We start from the raw sequence: 18,320 nt of genomic DNA on the forward strand, positions 1-18,320 counted from the left end.
TGTGTCGGGAAGGTTCAGATCATGTCAGTGCCGCGCCATGACGAGCGCCATCTCGTTCACCGCATCGGCTGGCTGCGGGCCGCCGTGCTGGGTGCGAACGACGGGCTCTTGTCCAGCGCGAGCCTGATCGTGGGCGTGGCCGCCGCCGGTTCTGCAAAGCCCGCGGTGCTGGTCGCCGGGCTTGCGGGGCTGGTCGCCGGGGCCATGTCCATGGCAGCCGGAGAATATGTGTCGGTCAGCTCGCAAGCCGATACCGAAGCCGCCGACATCGCCCGCGAAAGGCGGGAGCTTGCCGATGAACCGGCATCGGAACTGTCCGAACTGACCGCGATCTATATCAAAAGGGGCGTCCATCCCGATCTGGCACAGGCGGTCGCCGAACAGATGACGGCCAAAGACGCGCTTGGCAGCCATTTGCGGGACGAATTGGGCCTTTCCGAGATCGCGAATGCCGCCCCGGTGCAGGCGGCCCTGGTTTCGGCGGCGACCTTCGCGGCCGGAGCCGCCGCACCGGTCGCCATCGCGGCCCTGGCGCCCGCCGCAACGATCATTGTCTGGGTCATGGCGGGGACCATCGTTGCCCTGGCCGCCTTGGGCGCCCTGGGGGCCGCGGCCGGTGGCGCTTCCCGCTTTCGGGGAATGGTCCGGGTCGTGTTCTGGGGCGTGCTGGCCATGGCGATCACCGCAGGGGTGGGCCGGGTCTTCGGCACGATAACCGGATGAGGCTTCCGCATCCGCGTTATGTGGGGTTCTTTGCGGTCTTCGCCGTCTGCACGCTGGCGTCGTCTCGTCTGCTGTCGATCGAGGAAGCCACGATCCTCGGCTTCGATCTGGCGGCCGCCGCCTTCATCCTGACCTGCCTGCCGCTCTGGCACGGGGACAGGGTCGATGCGGCCCGCGCCCGCGCCGCGCGCGACGATGGCGGGCGGTTTTTCCTGCTCGTCTCGGCGGTCGCGGTGATCGCAGCGATCCTGCTGGCGCTTGGCCGGCTGGTAGGGGGGAGAAACACCCTGACAGGGGTCGATTTCGCAGCCGTGGCGGGAACACTGGTCCTGGCCTGGCTGTTCTTCAATCTGATCTACGCCTTCCATTACGCGCATCTCTATTATGACCAGCACCGGACAGGCGATGCGGGCGGCATCATCTTTCCCGAGGGCGGCGAGCCTGTCTTTGCCGATTTCGTCTACTTCGCCTTTGTCATCGGCATGACCTGCCAGACCGCAGACCTCGACATTTCCGCGCGGGCGATCCGGCGGGTGGTGACCGGGCACGGGGTTCTGGCGTTCTTTTTCAATCTGGGCGTGCTGGCGATGACCATCAACGTGCTCTCAGGCGTCATCTGACGCCAGCGGCGGGACGCCGACCGTTCCTGCGCCAAAAGGCTCCGGCTCGGCACGATTACAGGAATTTAATGCGGCGGACAGGCGGCTGCATCCATTCCTGCCCAGATGATGTGATGGAAACGCTATCAAAGGGAAAAATACCATGATCCGCAAACTCAGATCGTTCGCCGCCCGCAGCGTGCTGCTGGTTGTGATGGTTGTCGGGCTTGGCTTCGGCCTCATCGCTGCCGCGATGGGGGCAGTCATCGGCGGCCTTCTGCTTGTCGGTGTCCGGCTTGCGCAGGTGCAAGACGCGCCGGTCATGCCCAACACGCCCGATCAAGCCGCAGCAGCGGCCGGTGCCGCCGGGGACCAGGGGGCAATCTCGGCCTGACCGGCAGCCTCGATCCTTGTCATCCGGTCCGCAGGCTTTCCGGATCGCGCGCAGAACCCTAAGCTGTGCGCGTCCGGCTTTCAGGAAGGCATTCCACGCATGAAACTCTTGGTCATCGAGGACGACCGTGCCACGGCCGATTATGTCGCGAACGGACTTCGGCAGGAAGGGCATGTCGTCGATCATGTCGTCGACGGGCGCGAGGCGCTGGGGCAGGCCATGAGCGGGGGCTATGATGCGCTTGTCGTCGACCGAATGCTGCCCGGTCTGGACGGGCTGTCGCTGGTCAAGGCGCTGCGGGCGGCAAAGGTGACGACGCCCGTGATTTTCCTGACCACCGTCGGGGGGGTGGACGACCGGATCGAGGGGTTGCAGGCCGGAGGAGACGACTATCTCGTGAAGCCCTTTGCCTTTGGCGAGTTGTCGGCCCGAATACAGGCCTTGGCCCGACGCCCGGCCGCCGCCATCCAGGAAAGCGTCCTGACGGCTGGAAACCTGTCGATGGACCTGCTTCGACGCAAGGTCACGCGCGCCGGACAGGAGATCGACCTTCTGCCCCGTGAATTCGCGCTGCTGGAACATCTTCTGCGTCGGAAAGGGCGCGTGCAAACCCGCACCATGCTGCTCGAGGCGGTCTGGGACATCAGCTTCGATCCCCAGACCAATGTCGTCGAAACCCATATCAGCCGCCTGCGGGCCAAGATCGACAAGCCCTTCGACAAGGAACTGATCCAGACCGTCCGGGGTGCGGGATACCGGGTCGATGGGTAAGCCGGGGCGCTTGACGCCCCTGTCCCGTCTGCTCGGCTCCACCCCTATCAGGCTGGCGGTCGGGCTGATCGCCGTTTTCGCCACCGTCAACATCCTCAGCCTCGGGTTCGCATGGCTGCAACTTCGCAGCAATGTCGAAAAGCAGATCGCCACCAACCTCGACCAGCAGATTGCCGGATTCCGGATGGCCGACGATCCCGGAACGCTTGCCGCACGGGTTGACACCGAAGCGATGGCCGTCGATCCCGAAACACGCATCCTGGTCTTTGTCGCGCCGGGCGGCGAGAGCTTTGGCAATGCTCGGGTCCAGATGCGCGGCCGCGAGATCGACCTGGAGGAACGCGAGGGGGGCCGCGACCTGGGGGACGACGGCTACAGGCTGCGCAGCGTGGCCATGGCGCAGGGCCTTCTGGTGGTCGGAGAGAGCCTGGCCCCGATCAGGGACATGGAGGAAACGTTTCTGGGGCTTCTTGTCCTCAGCATCATCCCGACCCTGCTCATCTCGCTTGGGGCGGGTGTCTGGATGGCGCTCGCCTCTGCACGGCGGGTGGGGCATGTCGAGGCTACGCTGGAGCAACTGGCGCGAGGAAACCTTTTTGCGCGGGTCGCTGACGATGGCCGCGACGATGACCTGTCCCGGATCGGAGCCGGGATCGATCGCATGGCCGAGGCGCAAGGCGCGGCCATGTCGGCGCTGCGGCAGGTGTCCACCGACATTGCGCATGATCTGAAAACGCCGATCCAGCGGATGTCCGTCCTTCTTTCCGACCTTCGGGCAAGGCTTGCCGAGGGTTCTGCCGAGGCCGGGATTGCCGATCAGGCGGTCGCCGAGGCCGATCATGCGGCATCCGTGTTTCAGTCCCTCTTGATGATCGCCCAGATCGAGGGAGGGAGCGCGAAGTCGCGCTTTGTGTGCGTCGACCTGGCCCAGGTCGCGGCAACCTTTGCCGAGATCTATACGCCCGCCGCCGAGGACAGCGGGTATCACCTGACATTGGAGCCATTGCCCGGGGGGCCGGTGCCGGTGCGAGGGGACAAGGTGCTTCTGGGCCAGTTGATCGCCAATCTGATCGAGAACGCGCTCCGGCACACTCCGACCGGGTCGCGGATCGTGCTGGGGATCGCGCGCGATTCCCAGGACGTGGTGTTGACCGTCAGCGACGACGGGCCGGGAATTCCCGCGCCCGAACGTGCGAACGTGCTGCGGCGTCTGTACCGTCTTGAACATTCGCGCACGACGCCGGGAAACGGGCTTGGCCTGTCGCTGGTCCAGGCCGTCGCAGACCTCCACGACGCGCGGTTGATTCTGCGGGACAACCATCCTGGTCTGCGGGTCGAGGTCCGTTTCCCGGTCCCTGGGGCCAAAGGGGTCGGAATCGCGGGCTCTTTCCAAAAGGATGATCCACCCCCCACGGACCGGCGTCAGTGACGAGCCCCGGTCGCGGGCCTGATGAACCCGGCGGCGCGGCATTGCCGGCGGGGGACCAGCAACAGGCCAAGGCGGTCCCTTTCGGTCAGATCGAAGCCCTTGTCGCGGCGGGATCGGGCCCGCGCGGTGCAGCGACCGCACCAGCGGCAAGACGGTCAGCAGAGCATCGACGGACCAAGCCAATCGCAGACCGGCAGGTCAGCCCAGCATCCGGCGTATCTTTGGGATGGTATAGCGCCGATCCTCGTGGAAATCGACGATGCCGCCGAAACGCCCGTCCCGATGGAACAGGAACACGCCGGCAGTGTGGTTCATCGTATAGTCCTCACCCTCGCGCGGGACCTTTTGATAGGTCACACGAAAGCCTTCGGCTGCGGACCCGACCTGATCGGACGTTCCGGTAAGCCCGGTGATCCGCGGGTCGAAGTTCGCGAGATAGTCGGCCAGCACCTCGGGCCTGTCACGCTCCGGGTCCACGGTGATGAGCGCGACGGTCAGGTCGTCGGCATCGGAACCGAGCTCTTCGAGCCAGTCCGAAATATCCAGAAGCGTCGTCGGGCAGACATCCGGGCACCAGGTGAAGCCGAAAAACACCATCGCCGGACGCCCGATCCAGTCGTCGGGGGAAACCGCGTTGCCGCGATGGTCGGTCAGGCGCCAGTCCATCAGCGAAAGCGGCAACGGCAGGCGCGGGTCCTGTCGGGCCAAGACACCCTCTCGCGAGCGCCAGGCGCCAAGACCCAGCGTGAACGCCGCCGCGCTGGCGGCGCCCCCCAGTCCCAGAAGGATCACTGACCGTCGTCGCATTCCGGTCCCTCGGCCCTCATCGACAGGACTTGGACGGGGATCGTGATTTCGCCCGCAGTGGCGAATGTCAGCGTGACGGGGAATGTCGCGCCTTCCTCAAGCGGTCCGGTCAGACCCATGAGCATTCCGTGATAGCCGCCGGGGCGAAGTTCCACCGTCTCACCGGCCGGCACCGGAACCTGCATCACATGGGGCATCGAGGCGATACCGTCCGAAACCACCGTTTCGTGCAGCATGGGAGTCTCGGCCGCCGGGGTCGAAACCGCTGTCAGGGCGTCATCGGCGGGCCCGTCGTTGCGGATCGTCAGATAAAGAACGCCCGGCCGCTGCGTGCCGATCGACACGCGCGACCAGGGCTGCTGCACGGTTATTCCGCCCACCGAGACGGATTCGCACGCAAAGGCGGCCGGCGCGGCCCCAAGAAGAACGAAGGCTAGGATCAGGGTTTTCATGGTTTTCTCACAATCGCGATTCGAGATCCGCCAGTATTTCGGCGGCTGGCGTGCCGTAGGTGAACTGCTTGATCCAATTGCCTTCGGGTCCGATCAGATACAAGGCCGGGCTGTGCGACATGCTGTAGCCATCGGGGGCCGCGGCATCGTCGTTGCGCTCGAAGAAGATCTTGAAGCTTTCGGCAGCGGCCCGCGTTTCCTGAACCGTGCCCGCAAGGCCAAGGATCGAGGGATGAAACGCCGTGGTGAATTCGGCAAGCCCCAACCGGCGGTCGCGTTCGGGGTCGATGGAAATGAACAGCGGCTGCACGCGGGCCGCGTCCCCGCCAAGGTCATCCATGACCTGCGCGACTTCTGACAAGGTGGTCGGGCAGACGTCCGGACAGTTTGTGAACCCGAAAAACACAAGAAGGTATTGCCCTCGGAATTCCTCGACCGTGCGGGTGCGTCCCTCGGCATCGGCAAGGGCAAAGACGGGCTGAAAGGTCGCGTCGGTGACAGGCTCGCCGTCTCGCGCCTTGATCGTCAGCCCCAGATAGCCCAGCAGGGCCACGGCCACCGCGGCCCACAAAACGATTTGCACTTTCCTCAGCGACATTCTTTCCGTCTCTTCTTGTCTCTCTCGGGGGCAATAGGACGCGAATTGCCCGGGGTTGAAGCCTGGAACCGCGCTCTCACGCAGTTGTCACCCCTCGGGTTCGGGGCATTCGCGCCGGTTCGCCAATGTGCACAGCCTCACCGAAAGTCCCTCCTCGCGACGCAGGCTTGTTTCCGCTGAATCGGCAGCCTAATCTCTCTAGCAGCTAGAGGTTCAAGAGGCATCTGATGCTCATGATCGGAAAATCGGCCGATGCCGCCGGGGTGCAGGTCGGGCTTTTGTCACAGCCGGGGCAGGGCGCCAGAGCGGTCGGGCGTCATCCGATGACGGCACCCCGATGACCGGGCCGGGACCGCGGCCCCTGCGGCTGTTCGCGTCGGCCGCCCTGCTGATGGGGCTGTTGCCGCAGCCTGCGGCGGCGTTCCTGCACGCCGCCACGGCGGCTGCGGGATCGGGTCGCGCGCTTTACGTCGAATATTGCGCGGCCTGCCACGGCGCCGAGCTTGAGGGGCAACCGGACTGGCGCAGCCCCGATGCCAACGGCCTTTATCCCGCGCCCCCCCATGACGAGACCGGTCACACCTGGCACCACGACGATGCGATGCTGACCGACTATATCGCCCGCGGCGGTCAGGCCGTTCTGGACGACATGGGCGTGACCTTCGACTCGGGGATGCCGGGCTTTGGGTCCGTGCTGGACGCGCGTGAAATCAAGGCCGTTCTGGACTATATCAAGTCGACCTGGCCCGAACGCATCCAGGCCCTGCAGGCGCAGAGATCGGCCGCCGGGGCCGAGTGACGGCGCCCTGACGCTTGTCAGATCTTCTGGAAGAGCCCGAAATGGAACCGCTGCACGCGGCCCCGGGGCGTGCGGTGATCGTGCATCAGGGACCGGCGCAGCAGGTAACCGGGGCCAAGCCGTTGCGCCAGAACGGCGGCATCGTAGCGCACGACCGGCAGGCCGCTGCACGAGGCCGGCCCGCCGGGCGCGAAGGTTCCGATGACGGCATGGCCGCCGGCAAGCAGGGCGCGATCCATAACCTTCAGATAGGTGTCCTGATCGGCGGCTTCGGTCAGGAAGTGGAACGTGGCCCGATCATGCCAGACATCGAAACCGCCGGAGGGTTGCCAGCGCAGGACGTTCGCGACCACCCATTCGACCGGCGCATCCCCAGGCAATCGCGCGCGCGCCTTTGCAAGAGCCGCTTCCGACAGGTCCAGCACGGTGATCCGGCGAAAGCCCTGACCCAGCAGGCAATCCACCAGCCGCGACGCTCCTCCGCCCACATCGACGATGGCTGCATCAGGGCCTATGCCCGTCGCGGCGATCAGGTCGAGCGACACCTGCGGTCGTGCCTCGAACCAACTGGCCTCGGCCTCCTCCTTGCTTCGGTGGATACCCTCCCAAAGATCCGCTTCCATGGCACCATCCTTTTACATCCTGATCCACCGCAGGCGCAGCGCGGGGCTGATCGCCGGGGCGGACGCCGGATTCATCGCTGCCGCCACGATCATCGGCGACAGCGACATTCCGGTGAAGGGGTAAAGCGGCGCCGCTGCGACGGGCGCCCCAACGCGGTCCGATGGACTTTGCCTTGCACCTGGTCCATCGGAACCTGCCGGCGACTGCGGGGGAATGTGGTGCGCGGCGAGGGACTCGAACCCCCACGCCGAAGCGGTTGGACCTAAACCAACTGCGTCTACCAGTTCCGCCAGCCGCGCACGCGCCCAGCCTTACGGCAGGACGGGCAGGGGGGTCAACGGGTCATCGCGATGGCGATCCGCGCGGCAAGGCGGGCATTGTTCAGCACCAGGTCGATGTTGGATCGCAATGAGCGGCCATCGGTCAGTTCGAAGATTCGTTGCAGCAGGAACGGCGTCACCTCCTTGGCGGCGATGCCCTGGGCCTCGGCCTCGGACAGGGCCTGTTCGATGACCGGCATGATCTGGTCGCGCGGGATTTCGGCATCGGGCGGGATCGGGTTGGCGACAAGCTGGCCGCCCTTCAGTCCCAGGCGCGCGCGCATGCCGGCGGCGGCGGCGATTTCGGCGGCACTGTCCATGCGCAGGGGCGCCCGGATGCCGCTGCTGCGCGACCAGAAGGCGGGCAGGTCGTCCTGGCCATAGGCGATGACCGGCACGCCCAGCGTTTCCAGCACCTCCCAGGTCTTGGGCAGGTCCAGGATCGCCTTGGCGCCCGCCGCCACCACCGTCACCGGGGTCTGCGCCAGTTCCTGAAGGTCGGCGGAAATGTCGAAGCTGGACTCGGCCCCCCGATGCACGCCGCCGATGCCGCCGGTCGCAAAGACGCGAATCCCCGCCAGATGGGCGCAGATCATGGTGGCGGCGACGGTCGTGGCCCCGGTGCGCCCGTTGGCCAGGCAGACGGCCAGATCGGCGCGCGACAGCTTCATCGCCTGACCGGGCGGGGTCTGCGCCAGCGTTTCCAAGGCCTCATCGGTCAGTCCGACATGAATCTGCCCGCCCATCACGGCGATGGTGGCGGGCACGGCGCCGTTGTCGCGGACCGTGCCCTCGACCCGGCGCGCCATGTCGAGGTTCTGCGGCCAGGGCATCCCGTGGGTGATGATGGTCGATTCCAGCGCCACGACCGGGCGCCCTGCGGCCAGGGCATCCGCGACTTCGGGGGAATGGGTCAGGGGGGCGGTCATGGCCAGGGTCATGGGACATCCTTTCCGGAAACATGGGCGGCGGCGGCATCCACCGCGCGGCGCAGGGCCGCATCGCGCGGCTGGCCCGCCAGTTCGGCGGCCAGATGGGCGGCCAGGAAGCAATCGCCGGCGCCGGTCACGCGGGCCACGGTGACGGCGGGCGGGGCGACGGTCAGGGTGGGGCCGCCCGATATGGCCTCGGCCACGGGGCGGGGTCCGTCGGTCACAAGGACGCGGGCCGCGCCGCGCGCCACCACGGCCTGCGCGGCGGTGGCGGCGTCGGGACAGGCGCGTCCGGCCAGGATCTCGGCCTCGAGCCGGTTGAGGTAGAAGCAGCCCCGGCGGGCGGCGATCAGCGGTTCCAGCCGTTCGGCCTTGCCGGGGCTGGCGGGCACGACGCGCAGGTCGGCGCGCGACAGGCGCGGATCGCGGGATACCGTGGCCAGCAGATCCTCGGTCAGGTTGCCGTCCAGCACCACGGGGGCGGTCCAGTCGGCCAGGGCGGCGTCCAGGGCTGCCAGAATCGCGGTGCCCGCGTCTTCCAGGCTGTGGACATCGGCGACGGCGGCGATCAGACCCTCGCTGTCCTCGATCCCCATATAGGTGTCGGTGGGCAGGCCGGTGTCGCGGGCCAGATGCGCGGTGATGACGCCCAGCCGTTCTGCCTCGGCCACCAGGGCCTCGCCCTCGGGGTCGCGGCCCACGGCGGACAGGACGGCGGGGCGCAGTCCCCGGCGGGCAAGTGCGACCGCCACGTTCAGCGCCACGCCGCCGGGGATGTGGCGGATCCGGCCCGGCACGTCGGCGCCGGGCGCCATGCGGCGCGGCGCGCGGCCGATCACGTCCCACAGCATCGCGCCGATGCACAGGATGTCGGGACGGCCCGTATCCGCGGGGTCGGTCATTCGCGGGTCCAGTCCTGCATCTCGGCCATCAGAAAGCGTTCGAAATCGTCCAGATCGACCGGATCGAACTGCCCGAACCCCCCCATCCAGACCGAGGCCGCGCGCATCCCGTCGGGGTCCAGCTTGCACCAGGTGATCCGGCCCCGCCGTTCCTGCCGGATCAGCCCCGCCGCCGCAAGCACGGACAGGTGCTTGGAAATCGCCGCAAGGCTCATGTCAAAGGGCGCCGCCACGTCGGTCACGGCCATGTCGTCCTCGAGCAGCATCGACAGCACCCGCCGCCGCGTGGGGTCGGCCAGGGCCGCAAAGATCAGGTCCAGCCGGTCGGGCGATGGGGCGGTCATAGGGCTCCATGCCGCCAAATCGCGGCAATGGTCAACCACGCGGTTGAATGATCTGAAAAGAGGGCCGGGGGACGCAGGCCGCAGGGCGAGGTCACACAATCCGGAATAGACCGCGTTTTCAGCGGCTTGTCTGGATATTCCAGTTGCTTGACTTGGCGCCCGATCCACCCTAGACACCGCGCCAACCGAATGACGGGGGCGTGACAGATGGCCGAAGGGCCTCGGGACGACAGCAGGGATGCGGATGCAGCCCGGTTGCGCGAACTGGAGAACCGGCTGTCCAGGCTGACCGAAAAGCCAGAGGCGAACATGCCGATGGCGGGCTATGACAAGGCGCATGTCGCCTGGCGCATGGTGACAGAGATCGTGACGGGCATCCTGATGGGTGCCGGGATCGGATACGGGTTGGATTGGCTGTTCGGCACGCTGCCGGTGATGCTGATCCTGTTCATAATGATCGGCTTCGTGGCCGGCATCAAGGTGATGATGCGCACGGCGGCCGAACTTGGCAGAACCTCCGGCCCCGCGCCGGGCACCGACAAGAGGGATTGATCGTGGCGACAGAAGCGCAAGGCGAGGCAACCGACCTGTCTTTCCACCCGATGGACCAGTTCATCGTGCGCCCGCTGTTCAGCGACGGCCCGGTCCACTGGTACACGCCGACCAATGTGACCCTGTGGCTGTTCCTGATCGTTCTGGCCACGCTGGGCCTGCTGGTGCTGGGCACCCGGGGCCGCGCCATCGTGCCGACCCGCGGCCAGTCCATCGCCGAAATGGCCTATGGCCTGGTCCACAAGATGGTATCCGACATCGCGGGCAAGGACGGGCTGAAGTATTTCCCCTATGTCATGACGCTGTTCATGTTCATCGTGTTCGCAAACTTCCTGGGCCTGCTGCCCATGGCCTTCACCGTCACGTCGCATATCGCGGTGACGGGCGTCTTGGCGCTGTCGGTGTTCCTGACGGTCACCGCCATCGGCTTTATCAAGAACGGCGCGCATTTCCTGGACCTGTTCTGGGTCCGGTCGGCGCCCCTGGCGATCCGGCCGGTGCTGGCGGTGATCGAGGTCATCAGCTATTTCGTGCGTCCGGTCAGCCACTCCATCCGACTTGCCGGCAACATGATCGCCGGTCACGCGGTCATCAAGGTGTTCGCGGGCTTCGCGGCCATCGCCGCCGTAGCCCCCGTCGCGATCGTCGCGGTGGTCGGCATGTATGCCTTTGAAATCCTGGTGGCCTTCATCCAGGCCTATGTGTTCACCATCCTGACCTGCGTTTACCTCAAGGACGCGCTGCACCCGTCGCACTGACGCGGCAGCCCTAGGGCGGCGCCGATCCGCGCCGCCGTCACACCAATCCACAACTTCCAACCGCAAGGAGCATCATCATGGAAGGCAATATCGGAGATCTGGGCCAGTACATCGGCGTCGGCCTGACCGCCATCGGCATGGGCGGGGCCGCCATCGGGGTGGGCAACGTCGCCGGCAACTTCCTGGCGGGCGCCCTGCGCAATCCGTCGGCCGCCGCCGGCCAGACCGCCACGCTGTTCATCGGCATGGCCTTTGCCGAAGCCCTGGGGATCTTTTCGTTCCTCGTCGCGCTTCTGCTGATGTTCGCGGTCTGATCCCACGCCATTCCTTGCGGCGGGGTGGGGGTTCGCCCCCGCCCCTTCGTGACTTGCAGGGCCTGGGGGTTTGGACATGATCAGCCTGTTGGAAGTGGCCGCCACCGTCGCGGCCGACGAATATACCGAAAGCGTGGCGAGTTCCGTCGCCTATGGCGAGAGCGAGACGGCAACGGGCCTGCCCCAGTTGGATCTCTCGACCTTCGGAAACCAGATCTTCTGGCTGATCATCAGCCTGCTGGTTCTGTACTGGGTGGTTGCCAAGATCGCCCTGCCGCGCATCGGCGCGGTCCTGTCGGACCGCCAGGGCGCCATCACCGGCGACCTGATGGCGGCCGAGGAGTTCAAGCTGAAGGCCAAGGAGGCCGAGGCCGCCTATGACAAGGCCCTGGCCGACGCCCGGGCCGAGGCCGGCAAGATCGTTGCGGCGAACCGTGCCGAGATCCAGAAGGACCTGGATGCGGCCATCGCCCATGCCGATGCCGAAATCGCGGCGCGCGCCTCGGAATCGGAGGGGCGTATCCGCCAAATTCGCGATTCTGCCGACAGCGATGCGCGCGACGTCGCCCGCGACGTGGCGGCCGAACTGGTGCGTGCCTTTGGCGGCACCACCGATCAGGCCGCCATCGACCAGGCGGTTGACCGCCGCATGAAAGGGGTTCTGCAATGAGGATGATTGCCGCGATTGCCGCCCTGGCCGTCGGCGCTGGTCCCGCGCTGGCCGCGACGGGGTCCTTTGTGTCGCTGCGGAACACCGATTTCATCGTCCTGATCGCCTTTCTGGTGTTCGTCGGGGTGCTGCTGTACTTCAAGGTGCCCGCGATCGTGGGCAACCTGCTGGACAAGCGGGCCGAGGGCATCCGCCGCGACCTGGACGAGGCCAAGCGCCTGCGCGAAGAAGCGCAGGAGATCTATGCCAGCTATGAACGCCGTCAGCGCGAGGTGGCGACCCAGGCCGACCAGATCGTCGCCAATGCCAAGCGCGAGGCCCAGGCGCAGGCCGCCAAGGCCCAGGCCGACCTGAAAACCTCGATCGAACGTCGCCTGAAGGCGGCCGAGGACCAGATCGCCAGTGCCGAAGCCGATGCGGTGCGCGCCGTGCGCGACCGGGCGGTGCAAGCGGCGGTCGCCGTCGCCTCGGAAATGTTGATGGCGCAGGTCGGATCGGGCCAGCGTTCGGCGGGCATCGACGACGCTATCGACGATGTGGCCAGACGCCTGAACTGACGGGCGCAAGCCGGATTTCCAGGGACGATATTTCCAGGAACAATGCAAAACCCCCGCCGCGTCAAAGCGGCGGGGGTTTCGTGTTGGCGGACCCGAGGTTCGGCCGGCGTCAGTTGGTCGGACGGATCAGGATCTCGACCCGGCGGTTCTGGGCGCGGCCGGCGGCCGTGTCGTTCGAGGCGACCGGCTGGCTGAAGCCCGCGCCCCGCGCCACCAGGCGCGATGACGACACCCCTGCCGCCGACAGGATGCCCGCGACCGACTGGGCGCGGCGCTGGGACAGGTCGGCGTTCAGCGCGGCGCTGCCGGTGTTGTCGGTATGGCCCACCACCTCGACCAGGCTGTTGGGATACTGGTTCAGGTTCTGCGCCACGGCATACAGATCGTTCTGCGCGGCGCCGGATACGGCCGCCGATCCGGTGGCGAACAGGATCCCCTCGGGCATGACGACCTGGAGATAGGAGCCGCGGTTGATCACCTGGATGTTCGGGTTGGACAGCGACTGCTGCAACGCCTGCGCCTGGCGGTCGAGGACGTTGCCCGCAACGGCCCCCGCCGCAGCCCCCAGGATCGCACCCCGCGCCGCATCGCGGCCTTCGTTGTTGCTGTCGCTGTCGCGGGTGGCGCCCAGAACGGCGCCGACCGCAGCCCCGGCAAGCGCGCCCTGCTGGGTGCGGCTCATCCCGGCCGTGCCGGTGCCGTCGGTGGGCGCGCAGGCGCCAAGGGCGACCAGGCCCGATGCGGCCAAAAGGGTGATGACACGGAGGTTCATGGAATTTTCCTTTCCTCGACTGCGGTATTCCCGGCTACCGCTCAACGTCCCGATGCTGGCGCAGTTCCGGGGGAAAGAAAAGTCACGGCTGCGTGGAAGCCGCTGGATTGGCGTAAAAATCCCCCTGCGCCCGGCCGGGCTTGCAATGCCGGGCGGGGCCGGTCAAAAGCGGGGCGCCATGGTCCGGACCCGCCGCGTGAATCAGCCCTTGCCCTTTGCCCAGCAGGTCGCGATCTTCTCGCGTCTGGCCGCGGCGAATCCGGTGCCCGTGACCGAACTGGAATTCACCACTCCCTTTACCCTGGTCGTTGCGGTCGCCCTGTCCGCGCAGGCGACGGACGTGGGCGTGAACAAGGCCACCAGGGGGTTGTTCGCGGTGGCCGACACGCCGCAGAAGATGCTGGCGCTGGGGCTGGACGGCGTGACCGAGCATATCCGGACCATCGGCCTGTTCCGCCAGAAGGCCAGAAATGTCATCGCCCTGTCGCGCATCCTGGACGAGGAATTCGGCGGCGAGGTTCCCGACAGCCGAGCCGCGCTGATGCGCCTGCCGGGGGTGGGTCGCAAGACCGCGAACGTGGTGCTGAACAGCGCCTTCGGCCATCCCGCGCAGGCCGTCGATACGCATATCTTTCGCGTCGGCAACCGCACCCGCATCGCCCCCGGCCGCGACGTGGACGAGGTGGAGCGCGCCATCGAGGACAATGTGCCGGTCCGGTTTCAGGACCATGCCCACCACTGGCTGATCCTGCATGGCCGATACATCTGCCAGGCCCGCCGGCCGCGCTGCGCGGTGTGCCCTGTCCACGACCTGTGCCCCTTCGAGGAGAAGACCCCATGACCACCCCCTATGTGATCGGCATCGGCAATGCGGTGATGGATGTGATCTCTCCCACCGATGATGCACGGCTGGCGGCCCTGGGCGTGCGGAAGGGCATCATGCAGTTGATCGAGCGCGAGCGGTCGGAATACCTGATGGCCGCGCAGGCCGATGACCATGGGCCGGGCCGTGCGCAATCGCGCCTGGTGCCGGGCGGGTCGGTCGCCAACACCCTGGCGGGCATCGGGATGCTGGGGCTGCGCACGGCCTTTATTGGGCGGGTGGCCGATGACGCCCTGGGCCTGTCCTATGCCGAACAGACCGAGGCGGCGGGCACGGTGTTCGTCAACCCGCCGGTCGGCGGGGATCAGTTGCCGACCTCGCGCAGCATCATCTTTGTGACGCCGGACGGCGAGCGGTCGATGAACACCTATCTGGGGATTTCCGCCGAACTCGGGCCGGAGGACGTGAATCCGTCGGTCTTTCAAGGGGCTGGGTGGCTTTTCCTGGAAGGTTATCTGTTCGACAAGCCGAAGGGAAAAGAAGCGTTCCTGAAGGCCGCGCGGTCCTGCCATCAGGCGGGCGGGCAGGCGGGGATCGCCCTGTCGGACCCGTTCTGCGTGGACCGTCATCGCGAGGATTTCCGCCGTCTGGTCGCCGGACCGATGGATTACGTGATCGGCAATGTCCACGAATGGGAATCGCTCTATCAGGTCACGGATCTGGAGAAGGCGCTGCGGCTGGCATCCGCCGATTGCGGAACGGTGATCTGCACGCGGTCCGGGAATGACGCGATCCTGATCCGGGATGGGGAACGGGTGACCGCGCCGGTTCACCGGATCGTGCCGGTGGATGCGACCGGGGCGGGGGACCAGTTCGCGGCGGGGCTGATCTATGGCCTGGCCCTGAACCTGCCGCTGGCGGTGGCAGGGCGGATGGGCTGCATCGCGGCGGCCGAGGTGATCGGGCATGTGGGGCCGCGGCCCGAACGGGATCTGCGGGCCGATTTCCGGGCCGAAGGGCTGACCTGAGGCGCGACGCCGCACAAGGCCCCAAGCGGGCCATGCCCCCGGCGTTGCGCCGTTCTGCCGCCGCGTGTATCAGGGCCGGAACGAACGGGCAGCGAAAAGGACATCGTGGATGCGCAGGGTTGTTGTCACCGGGTTGGGGATGGTCACGCCGCTGGCCTGCGGCGTCGAGGCGACGTGGGAACGGCTGCTGGCGGGGCAATCCGGCGCCGGGCCGATCACGCGGTTCGATTCCAAGGACGTGGTGACAAAATACGCCTGCGAAATTCCCCTGGGCGACGGCAGCGACGGCACCTTCAATCCCGACGACTGGATGGAGCCGAAAGACCGGCGCAAGGTCGATGATTTCATCCTGTACGGGATGGCCGCGGCCGAGCAGGCCGTGAAGGATTCCGGCTGGGAGCCGCAGACCGAGGAGGACCGCGAGCGGACGGGCGTGATGATCGGGTCGGGGATCGGCGGGCTGACCTCGATCGCGGAAACGGCGGTGCTGATCAAGGAGCGCGGCCCCAAGCGGGTGTCGCCGTTCTTCATTCCCGGCGCGCTGATCAACCTGGTGTCGGGGCAGGTGTCGATCCGCTTCGGGTTCAAGGGTCCGAACCATGCGGTCGTCACGGCCTGTTCGACCGGCGCGCACGCGATCGGCGATGCGGCGCGGCTGATCGCGCTGGGCGATGCCGACGTGATGGTCGCGGGCGGCGCGGAAAGCCCGATCAGCGAGATCGGCATCGCGGGCTTCAATGCCTGCAAGGCCTTGTCCACCAAACGCGACAACGATCCGCAGGCGGCCTCGCGGCCCTATGACGCGGACCGCGACGGGTTCGTCATGGGCGAGGGCGCGGGCTGCGTGGTGCTGGAGGAATACGAGCACGCCAAGGCGCGCGGGGCGCGGATCTATGCCGAGATCCTGGGCTATGGCCTGTCGGGCGACGCCTATCACATCACCGCGCCCAGCGAGGATGGCGATGGCGGGTTCCGGGCGATGAAAAACGCGCTGCGGTCTGCGGGACTGGAGCCGTCGGCGGTGGATTACATCAACGCACATGGCACCAGCACCATGGCCGACACCATCGAACTGGGCGCGGTGGAACGCCTGCTGGGCGATCATGCGGGTAACGTGGTGATGTCATCCACCAAATCCAGCATCGGCCACCTGCTGGGCGCGGCCGGCGCGGTCGAGGCGATCTTCTGCGTGCTGGCGATCCGCGACCAGATTTGCCCGCCCACGATCAACCTGGACAACCCGGCGGTGGAGCCCAGGCTGGATCTGGCCGCCAATGCCGCCGTCCGGCGGCGGGTCGATGTGGCGCTGTCCAACAGCTTTGGTTTCGGCGGCACGAATGCGTCGCTGGTTCTGGGGGCGGTCCGCGGATGATGTGGCGCAACATCGCCTCGAATTTCCTGACGCTGCTGATCGTGCTGCTGATCGCCGCCGCGGCGGCGGTGGCCTGGGGCAAGCATCAGTTCAGCGGGCCGGGGCCAAGCGCGGTTGCCCAGTGTGTGCAGGTGTCGCGCGGCGCCAGCCTGAACGCCGTCAGCCAGCAACTGGTGGAACAGGGGGCGATCAGCAATGCCTATGTCTTTCGGGCCGGAACCGACTATCTGGACAAGGCGCGGGACCTGAAGTTCGGCAGCTATCTGGTGCCGCCCGCCGCCAGCATGGCGCAGATTGTCGAGGCGATCACGGCGGGCGGGCCTTCGACCTGCGGGACCGAGGTTCTGGTCCGCGTGGGCGTGCGCGAGAACACCGTGCTGCTGCGCGACCTGAATCCCGACACCGGCGCGTTCGAGGAAATGGCGCGCTATGACCCGGCGACCGAAACCGCGCCCGAGGCGATCCTGGCGGCGGTGGACCGCCCCGGTGCCCGGCTGCGCGTCGCCATGGCCGAGGGCGTGACAAGCTGGCAGGTGGTCGAGGCGCTGAAGGCCGCGTCGTTCCTGACGGGCGAGGTCGATGACATCCCTGCCGAAGGCAGCCTGGCGCCCGACACCTATGAGGTCGAGAAGGGCAGCGACCGCAACGCGTTGCTGGCCGAGATGGCGCAGCGGCAGGCGACGATTCTGGCCGAGGAATGGGAGGCGCGCCCCTTTGGCCTGCCCTACGAGTCGCCCGAGGAGGCGCTGATCATGGCGTCCATCGTGGAAAAGGAAACCGGCGTCCCCGAGGAACGCCCGCAGGTCGCCAGCGTCTTTGTCAACCGGCTGGAGCGGGGGATGCGGCTGGAAACGGACCCCACGGTGATCTATGGCATCACGAACGGGCAGGGCATCCTGGATCGCGGGCTGCGGCGATCCGAACTGGCGGCCACGACGCCCTATAACACCTATCGCATCGACGGCCTGCCGCCCACGCCGATCGCCAATCCGGGGCGGGCGGCGATCCAGGCGGCGCTGAACCCGGATACCACGGACTATATCTTTTTCGTGGCGGACGGGACCGGCGGGCACGCGTTCTCGCGCACGCTGGAGGAACACAACGCCGCCGTTGCCCGCTGGCGCGAGATCGAGCGTCAGCAGGGCGGCGATCCGTCCAGTCCCGTGCAGGGCGACGGCTGAACCGCAAGCCGTTCAAAGGGTTTGACAAAGCCCGCCCCCGGTCGCAGGCTTGCGGCAGAGGGCGGGCTTTTGCGATCCGGCCCGGCGACCATTGCAGGAGGATGAGCCATGAAACTGTCGGACATGTTTTCCACGCTGGCCGAAAACGCGCGCACCTATGAGCAGCGCATGGCCGAGTGGCAGGACCAGATGAACGCCCGCAACGAGGAAATGATGGCCGGCGCCCGCAAGTGGCAGGAAACCACCATGCAACGCCAGGACGAGATGAACCGTCAGATCCGCAGCTATTTCGAGGAAGCCGGGGAAAATGTCCGCAACCAGTGGCAGACCATGCAGTCCGCCTGGGAGGATCAGTTCCAGAAGATGCGCGAGAAGGGCGAGGAAATGCGGGCGGCGGCGATGAAATCGGGGCATTTCCCCGAATGGGCCGAAGCCTATGCGGCCCAGATGGTCGGCTTTGCCCAGAAGATGCAGGACGAGGCGGCAAACGCGATCGCGACCGCCACCGAGGCCCACAGCAAGCCCAAGGACAACAACAACAAGACCGGATGATTCCCCCTTCCCATGGGGCGCGGACGGTCGGGAAACAGGGCTGACGC

25 protein-coding genes and 1 tRNA gene are annotated in these 18,320 nt (G+C 66.9%); 17 read left to right on the forward strand and 9 right to left on the reverse strand.

Going from position 1 to position 18,320, the window contains the following annotated elements:
• Positions 1-21: 21 nt before the first annotated feature.
• The 5 genes from EYE42_RS00565 (at position 22) to EYE42_RS00585 (ending at position 3,916) form a co-directional block, all read left to right on the forward strand.
• Positions 22-723: a VIT1/CCC1 transporter family protein gene (locus EYE42_RS00565; protein WP_130989370.1), complete on the forward strand. Its 702-nt coding sequence runs from the start codon at positions 22-24 to the stop codon at positions 721-723.
• Positions 720-1,343, forward strand: a complete 624-nt coding sequence (locus tag EYE42_RS00570) for a DUF1345 domain-containing protein (RefSeq protein WP_130989371.1) — start codon at positions 720-722, stop codon at positions 1,341-1,343. Before EYE42_RS00565 ends, EYE42_RS00570 begins: the two co-directional genes overlap by 4 nt.
• Positions 1,344-1,485: 142 nt before the next feature.
• Complete coding sequence (locus EYE42_RS00575) at positions 1,486-1,716, forward strand: hypothetical protein (RefSeq protein WP_130989372.1); 231 nt, start codon at positions 1,486-1,488, stop codon at positions 1,714-1,716.
• A gap of 99 nt (positions 1,717-1,815) precedes the next feature.
• Positions 1,816-2,487: a winged helix-turn-helix domain-containing protein gene (locus EYE42_RS00580; RefSeq protein ID WP_130989373.1), complete on the forward strand. Its 672-nt coding sequence runs from the start codon at positions 1,816-1,818 to the stop codon at positions 2,485-2,487.
• Entirely contained in the window at positions 2,480-3,916 is a 1,437-nt protein-coding gene (locus EYE42_RS00585; RefSeq protein WP_130989374.1) for a sensor histidine kinase, read from the forward strand. The genes EYE42_RS00580 and EYE42_RS00585 overlap by 8 nt, the downstream gene beginning before the upstream one ends.
• Positions 3,917-4,114: 198 nt before the next feature.
• Here the strand turns inward: EYE42_RS00585 and EYE42_RS00590 are convergent, their stop codons facing one another.
• Genes EYE42_RS00590 through EYE42_RS00600 form a run of 3 tightly spaced genes read right to left on the reverse strand, consistent with a single transcriptional unit; the run spans position 4,115 to position 5,773 of the window.
• Complete coding sequence (locus tag EYE42_RS00590; protein ID WP_130989375.1) at positions 4,115-4,723, reverse strand: SCO family protein; 609 nt, start codon at positions 4,721-4,723, stop codon at positions 4,115-4,117.
• Positions 4,705-5,175 carry a copper chaperone PCu(A)C gene (locus EYE42_RS00595; RefSeq protein WP_130989376.1) on the reverse strand — a complete coding sequence of 157 codons (471 nt, stop codon included), beginning with the start codon at positions 5,173-5,175 and terminating at the stop codon, positions 4,705-4,707. The genes EYE42_RS00590 and EYE42_RS00595 overlap by 19 nt, the downstream gene beginning before the upstream one ends.
• Before the next feature lie 7 nt (positions 5,176-5,182).
• Positions 5,183-5,773 carry an SCO family protein gene (locus EYE42_RS00600; protein WP_130989377.1) on the reverse strand — a complete coding sequence of 197 codons (591 nt, stop codon included), beginning with the start codon at positions 5,771-5,773 and terminating at the stop codon, positions 5,183-5,185.
• Positions 5,774-6,110: 337 nt separating this feature from the next.
• Here EYE42_RS00600 and EYE42_RS00605 point away from each other — a divergent pair, with 337 nt between their 5' ends.
• A complete protein-coding gene (locus tag EYE42_RS00605) occupies positions 6,111-6,572 on the forward strand; it encodes a c-type cytochrome (protein WP_130989378.1) in 462 nt (153 codons plus the stop codon).
• Positions 6,573-6,589: 17 nt separating this feature from the next.
• On the opposite strand, the gene EYE42_RS00610 is transcribed toward EYE42_RS00605, so the two are convergent.
• Positions 6,590-7,195: a class I SAM-dependent methyltransferase gene (locus EYE42_RS00610; RefSeq protein WP_130989379.1), complete on the reverse strand. Its 606-nt coding sequence runs from the start codon at positions 7,193-7,195 to the stop codon at positions 6,590-6,592.
• On the opposite strand from EYE42_RS00610, the gene EYE42_RS16470 reads away from it, so the two are divergent.
• Positions 7,194-7,319: a hypothetical protein gene (locus EYE42_RS16470; RefSeq protein ID WP_281277792.1), complete on the forward strand. Its 126-nt coding sequence runs from the start codon at positions 7,194-7,196 to the stop codon at positions 7,317-7,319. The two genes, EYE42_RS00610 and EYE42_RS16470, sit on opposite strands and share 2 nt — an antisense overlap.
• Positions 7,320-7,412: 93 nt before the next feature.
• Here the strand turns inward: EYE42_RS16470 and EYE42_RS00615 are convergent.
• The 4 genes from EYE42_RS00615 to EYE42_RS00630 all read right to left on the reverse strand — a co-directional run bounded on the left by EYE42_RS00615 (position 7,413) and on the right by EYE42_RS00630 (position 9,694).
• Positions 7,413-7,495 (reverse strand) — tRNA-Leu (locus EYE42_RS00615).
• A 35-nt stretch (positions 7,496-7,530) separates the two neighbouring features.
• The gene (locus tag EYE42_RS00620) at positions 7,531-8,445 is read right to left on the reverse strand and encodes a pseudouridine-5'-phosphate glycosidase (protein WP_130989814.1); all 915 of its coding nucleotides are present in this window, start codon (positions 8,443-8,445) and stop codon (positions 7,531-7,533) included.
• 8 nt (positions 8,446-8,453) lie between these two features.
• Complete coding sequence (locus EYE42_RS00625) at positions 8,454-9,350, reverse strand: PfkB family carbohydrate kinase (RefSeq protein ID WP_130989380.1); 897 nt, start codon at positions 9,348-9,350, stop codon at positions 8,454-8,456.
• On the reverse strand, positions 9,347-9,694 hold the full coding sequence (locus EYE42_RS00630; RefSeq protein ID WP_130989381.1) for an ArsR/SmtB family transcription factor: 348 nt from the start codon (positions 9,692-9,694) through the stop codon (positions 9,347-9,349). Before EYE42_RS00630 ends, EYE42_RS00625 begins: the two co-directional genes overlap by 4 nt.
• 207 nt (positions 9,695-9,901) lie before the next feature.
• Here EYE42_RS00630 and EYE42_RS00635 point away from each other — a divergent pair, with 207 nt between their 5' ends.
• The 5 genes from EYE42_RS00635 (at position 9,902) to EYE42_RS00655 (ending at position 12,545) form a co-directional block, all read left to right on the forward strand.
• A complete protein-coding gene (locus EYE42_RS00635) occupies positions 9,902-10,246 on the forward strand; it encodes an AtpZ/AtpI family protein (RefSeq protein ID WP_130989382.1) in 345 nt (114 codons plus the stop codon).
• Between the two features lie 2 nt (positions 10,247-10,248).
• The gene (locus tag EYE42_RS00640; RefSeq protein ID WP_246020531.1) at positions 10,249-11,004 is read left to right on the forward strand and encodes a F0F1 ATP synthase subunit A; all 756 of its coding nucleotides are present in this window, start codon (positions 10,249-10,251) and stop codon (positions 11,002-11,004) included.
• A 77-nt stretch (positions 11,005-11,081) separates the two neighbouring features.
• A complete protein-coding gene (locus EYE42_RS00645; RefSeq protein WP_130989383.1) occupies positions 11,082-11,318 on the forward strand; it encodes a F0F1 ATP synthase subunit C in 237 nt (78 codons plus the stop codon).
• A 76-nt stretch (positions 11,319-11,394) separates the two neighbouring features.
• Positions 11,395-11,988, forward strand: a complete 594-nt coding sequence (locus EYE42_RS00650) for a F0F1 ATP synthase subunit B' (protein WP_130989384.1) — start codon at positions 11,395-11,397, stop codon at positions 11,986-11,988.
• Positions 11,985-12,545 carry a F0F1 ATP synthase subunit B gene (locus EYE42_RS00655; RefSeq protein WP_130989385.1) on the forward strand — a complete coding sequence of 187 codons (561 nt, stop codon included), beginning with the start codon at positions 11,985-11,987 and terminating at the stop codon, positions 12,543-12,545. The genes EYE42_RS00650 and EYE42_RS00655 overlap by 4 nt, the downstream gene beginning before the upstream one ends.
• A 109-nt stretch (positions 12,546-12,654) precedes the next feature.
• On the opposite strand, the gene EYE42_RS00660 is transcribed toward EYE42_RS00655, so the two are convergent.
• On the reverse strand, positions 12,655-13,317 hold the full coding sequence (locus EYE42_RS00660) for a YiaD family glycine zipper/OmpA-like lipoprotein (RefSeq protein WP_130989386.1): 663 nt from the start codon (positions 13,315-13,317) through the stop codon (positions 12,655-12,657).
• 178 nt (positions 13,318-13,495) lie between these two features.
• Here EYE42_RS00660 and nth point away from each other — a divergent pair, with 178 nt between their 5' ends.
• From nth to EYE42_RS00685, 5 genes are all read left to right on the forward strand, one after another.
• On the forward strand, positions 13,496-14,158 hold the full coding sequence (gene nth / locus EYE42_RS00665) for an endonuclease III (RefSeq protein WP_130989387.1): 663 nt from the start codon (positions 13,496-13,498) through the stop codon (positions 14,156-14,158).
• Complete coding sequence (locus EYE42_RS00670) at positions 14,155-15,168, forward strand: adenosine kinase (RefSeq protein WP_130989388.1); 1,014 nt, start codon at positions 14,155-14,157, stop codon at positions 15,166-15,168. The genes nth and EYE42_RS00670 overlap by 4 nt, the downstream gene beginning before the upstream one ends.
• 109 nt (positions 15,169-15,277) lie before the next feature.
• On the forward strand, positions 15,278-16,540 hold the full coding sequence (gene fabF / locus EYE42_RS00675) for a beta-ketoacyl-ACP synthase II (RefSeq protein ID WP_130989389.1): 1,263 nt from the start codon (positions 15,278-15,280) through the stop codon (positions 16,538-16,540).
• The gene (gene mltG, locus EYE42_RS00680; protein WP_170309486.1) at positions 16,540-17,721 is read left to right on the forward strand and encodes an endolytic transglycosylase MltG; all 1,182 of its coding nucleotides are present in this window, start codon (positions 16,540-16,542) and stop codon (positions 17,719-17,721) included. Before fabF ends, mltG begins: the two co-directional genes overlap by 1 nt.
• Before the next feature lie 108 nt (positions 17,722-17,829).
• A complete protein-coding gene (locus tag EYE42_RS00685; RefSeq protein WP_130989391.1) occupies positions 17,830-18,273 on the forward strand; it encodes a hypothetical protein in 444 nt (147 codons plus the stop codon).
• Positions 18,274-18,320 lie beyond the last annotated feature (47 nt).

It is taken from the genome of Paracoccus subflavus, assembly GCF_004310345.1.
GTDB classification, from domain to species: Bacteria; Pseudomonadota; Alphaproteobacteria; order Rhodobacterales; family Rhodobacteraceae; genus Paracoccus; species Paracoccus subflavus.

Bases quoted from the DNA above. Each gene is read 5' to 3' on its own strand.
- EYE42_RS00670 (WP_130989388.1), top strand. From the start codon at position 14,155: ATGACCACCCCCTATGTGATCGGCATCGGCAATGCGGTGATGGATGTG.
- EYE42_RS00655 (WP_130989385.1), top strand. From the start codon at position 11,985: ATGAGGATGATTGCCGCGATTGCCGCCCTGGCCGTCGGCGCTGGTCCC.
- EYE42_RS00635 (WP_130989382.1), top strand. From the start codon at position 9,902: ATGGCCGAAGGGCCTCGGGACGACAGCAGGGATGCGGATGCAGCCCGG.
- EYE42_RS00575 (WP_130989372.1), top strand. From the start codon at position 1,486: ATGATCCGCAAACTCAGATCGTTCGCCGCCCGCAGCGTGCTGCTGGTT.
- EYE42_RS00625 (WP_130989380.1), bottom strand. From the start codon at position 9,350: ATGACCGACCCCGCGGATACGGGCCGTCCCGACATCCTGTGCATCGGC.
- nth (WP_130989387.1), top strand. From the start codon at position 13,496: ATGGTCCGGACCCGCCGCGTGAATCAGCCCTTGCCCTTTGCCCAGCAG.
- EYE42_RS00610 (WP_130989379.1), bottom strand. From the start codon at position 7,195: ATGGAAGCGGATCTTTGGGAGGGTATCCACCGAAGCAAGGAGGAGGCC.
- EYE42_RS16470 (WP_281277792.1), top strand. From the start codon at position 7,194: ATGGCACCATCCTTTTACATCCTGATCCACCGCAGGCGCAGCGCGGGG.
- EYE42_RS00565 (WP_130989370.1), top strand. From the start codon at position 22: ATGTCAGTGCCGCGCCATGACGAGCGCCATCTCGTTCACCGCATCGGC.
- EYE42_RS00580 (WP_130989373.1), top strand. From the start codon at position 1,816: ATGAAACTCTTGGTCATCGAGGACGACCGTGCCACGGCCGATTATGTC.
- EYE42_RS00570 (WP_130989371.1), top strand. From the start codon at position 720: ATGAGGCTTCCGCATCCGCGTTATGTGGGGTTCTTTGCGGTCTTCGCC.
- EYE42_RS00650 (WP_130989384.1), top strand. From the start codon at position 11,395: ATGATCAGCCTGTTGGAAGTGGCCGCCACCGTCGCGGCCGACGAATAT.
- fabF (WP_130989389.1), top strand. From the start codon at position 15,278: ATGCGCAGGGTTGTTGTCACCGGGTTGGGGATGGTCACGCCGCTGGCC.
- EYE42_RS00600 (WP_130989377.1), bottom strand. From the start codon at position 5,773: ATGTCGCTGAGGAAAGTGCAAATCGTTTTGTGGGCCGCGGTGGCCGTG.
- mltG (WP_170309486.1), top strand. From the start codon at position 16,540: ATGTGGCGCAACATCGCCTCGAATTTCCTGACGCTGCTGATCGTGCTG.
- EYE42_RS00590 (WP_130989375.1), bottom strand. From the start codon at position 4,723: ATGCGACGACGGTCAGTGATCCTTCTGGGACTGGGGGGCGCCGCCAGC.
- EYE42_RS00630 (WP_130989381.1), bottom strand. From the start codon at position 9,694: ATGACCGCCCCATCGCCCGACCGGCTGGACCTGATCTTTGCGGCCCTG.
- EYE42_RS00585 (WP_130989374.1), top strand. From the start codon at position 2,480: ATGGGTAAGCCGGGGCGCTTGACGCCCCTGTCCCGTCTGCTCGGCTCC.
- EYE42_RS00595 (WP_130989376.1), bottom strand. From the start codon at position 5,175: ATGAAAACCCTGATCCTAGCCTTCGTTCTTCTTGGGGCCGCGCCGGCC.
- EYE42_RS00645 (WP_130989383.1), top strand. From the start codon at position 11,082: ATGGAAGGCAATATCGGAGATCTGGGCCAGTACATCGGCGTCGGCCTG.
- EYE42_RS00620 (WP_130989814.1), bottom strand. From the start codon at position 8,445: ATGACCGCCCCCCTGACCCATTCCCCCGAAGTCGCGGATGCCCTGGCC.
- EYE42_RS00660 (WP_130989386.1), bottom strand. From the start codon at position 13,317: ATGAACCTCCGTGTCATCACCCTTTTGGCCGCATCGGGCCTGGTCGCC.
- EYE42_RS00605 (WP_130989378.1), top strand. From the start codon at position 6,111: ATGACCGGGCCGGGACCGCGGCCCCTGCGGCTGTTCGCGTCGGCCGCC.
- EYE42_RS00685 (WP_130989391.1), top strand. From the start codon at position 17,830: ATGAAACTGTCGGACATGTTTTCCACGCTGGCCGAAAACGCGCGCACC.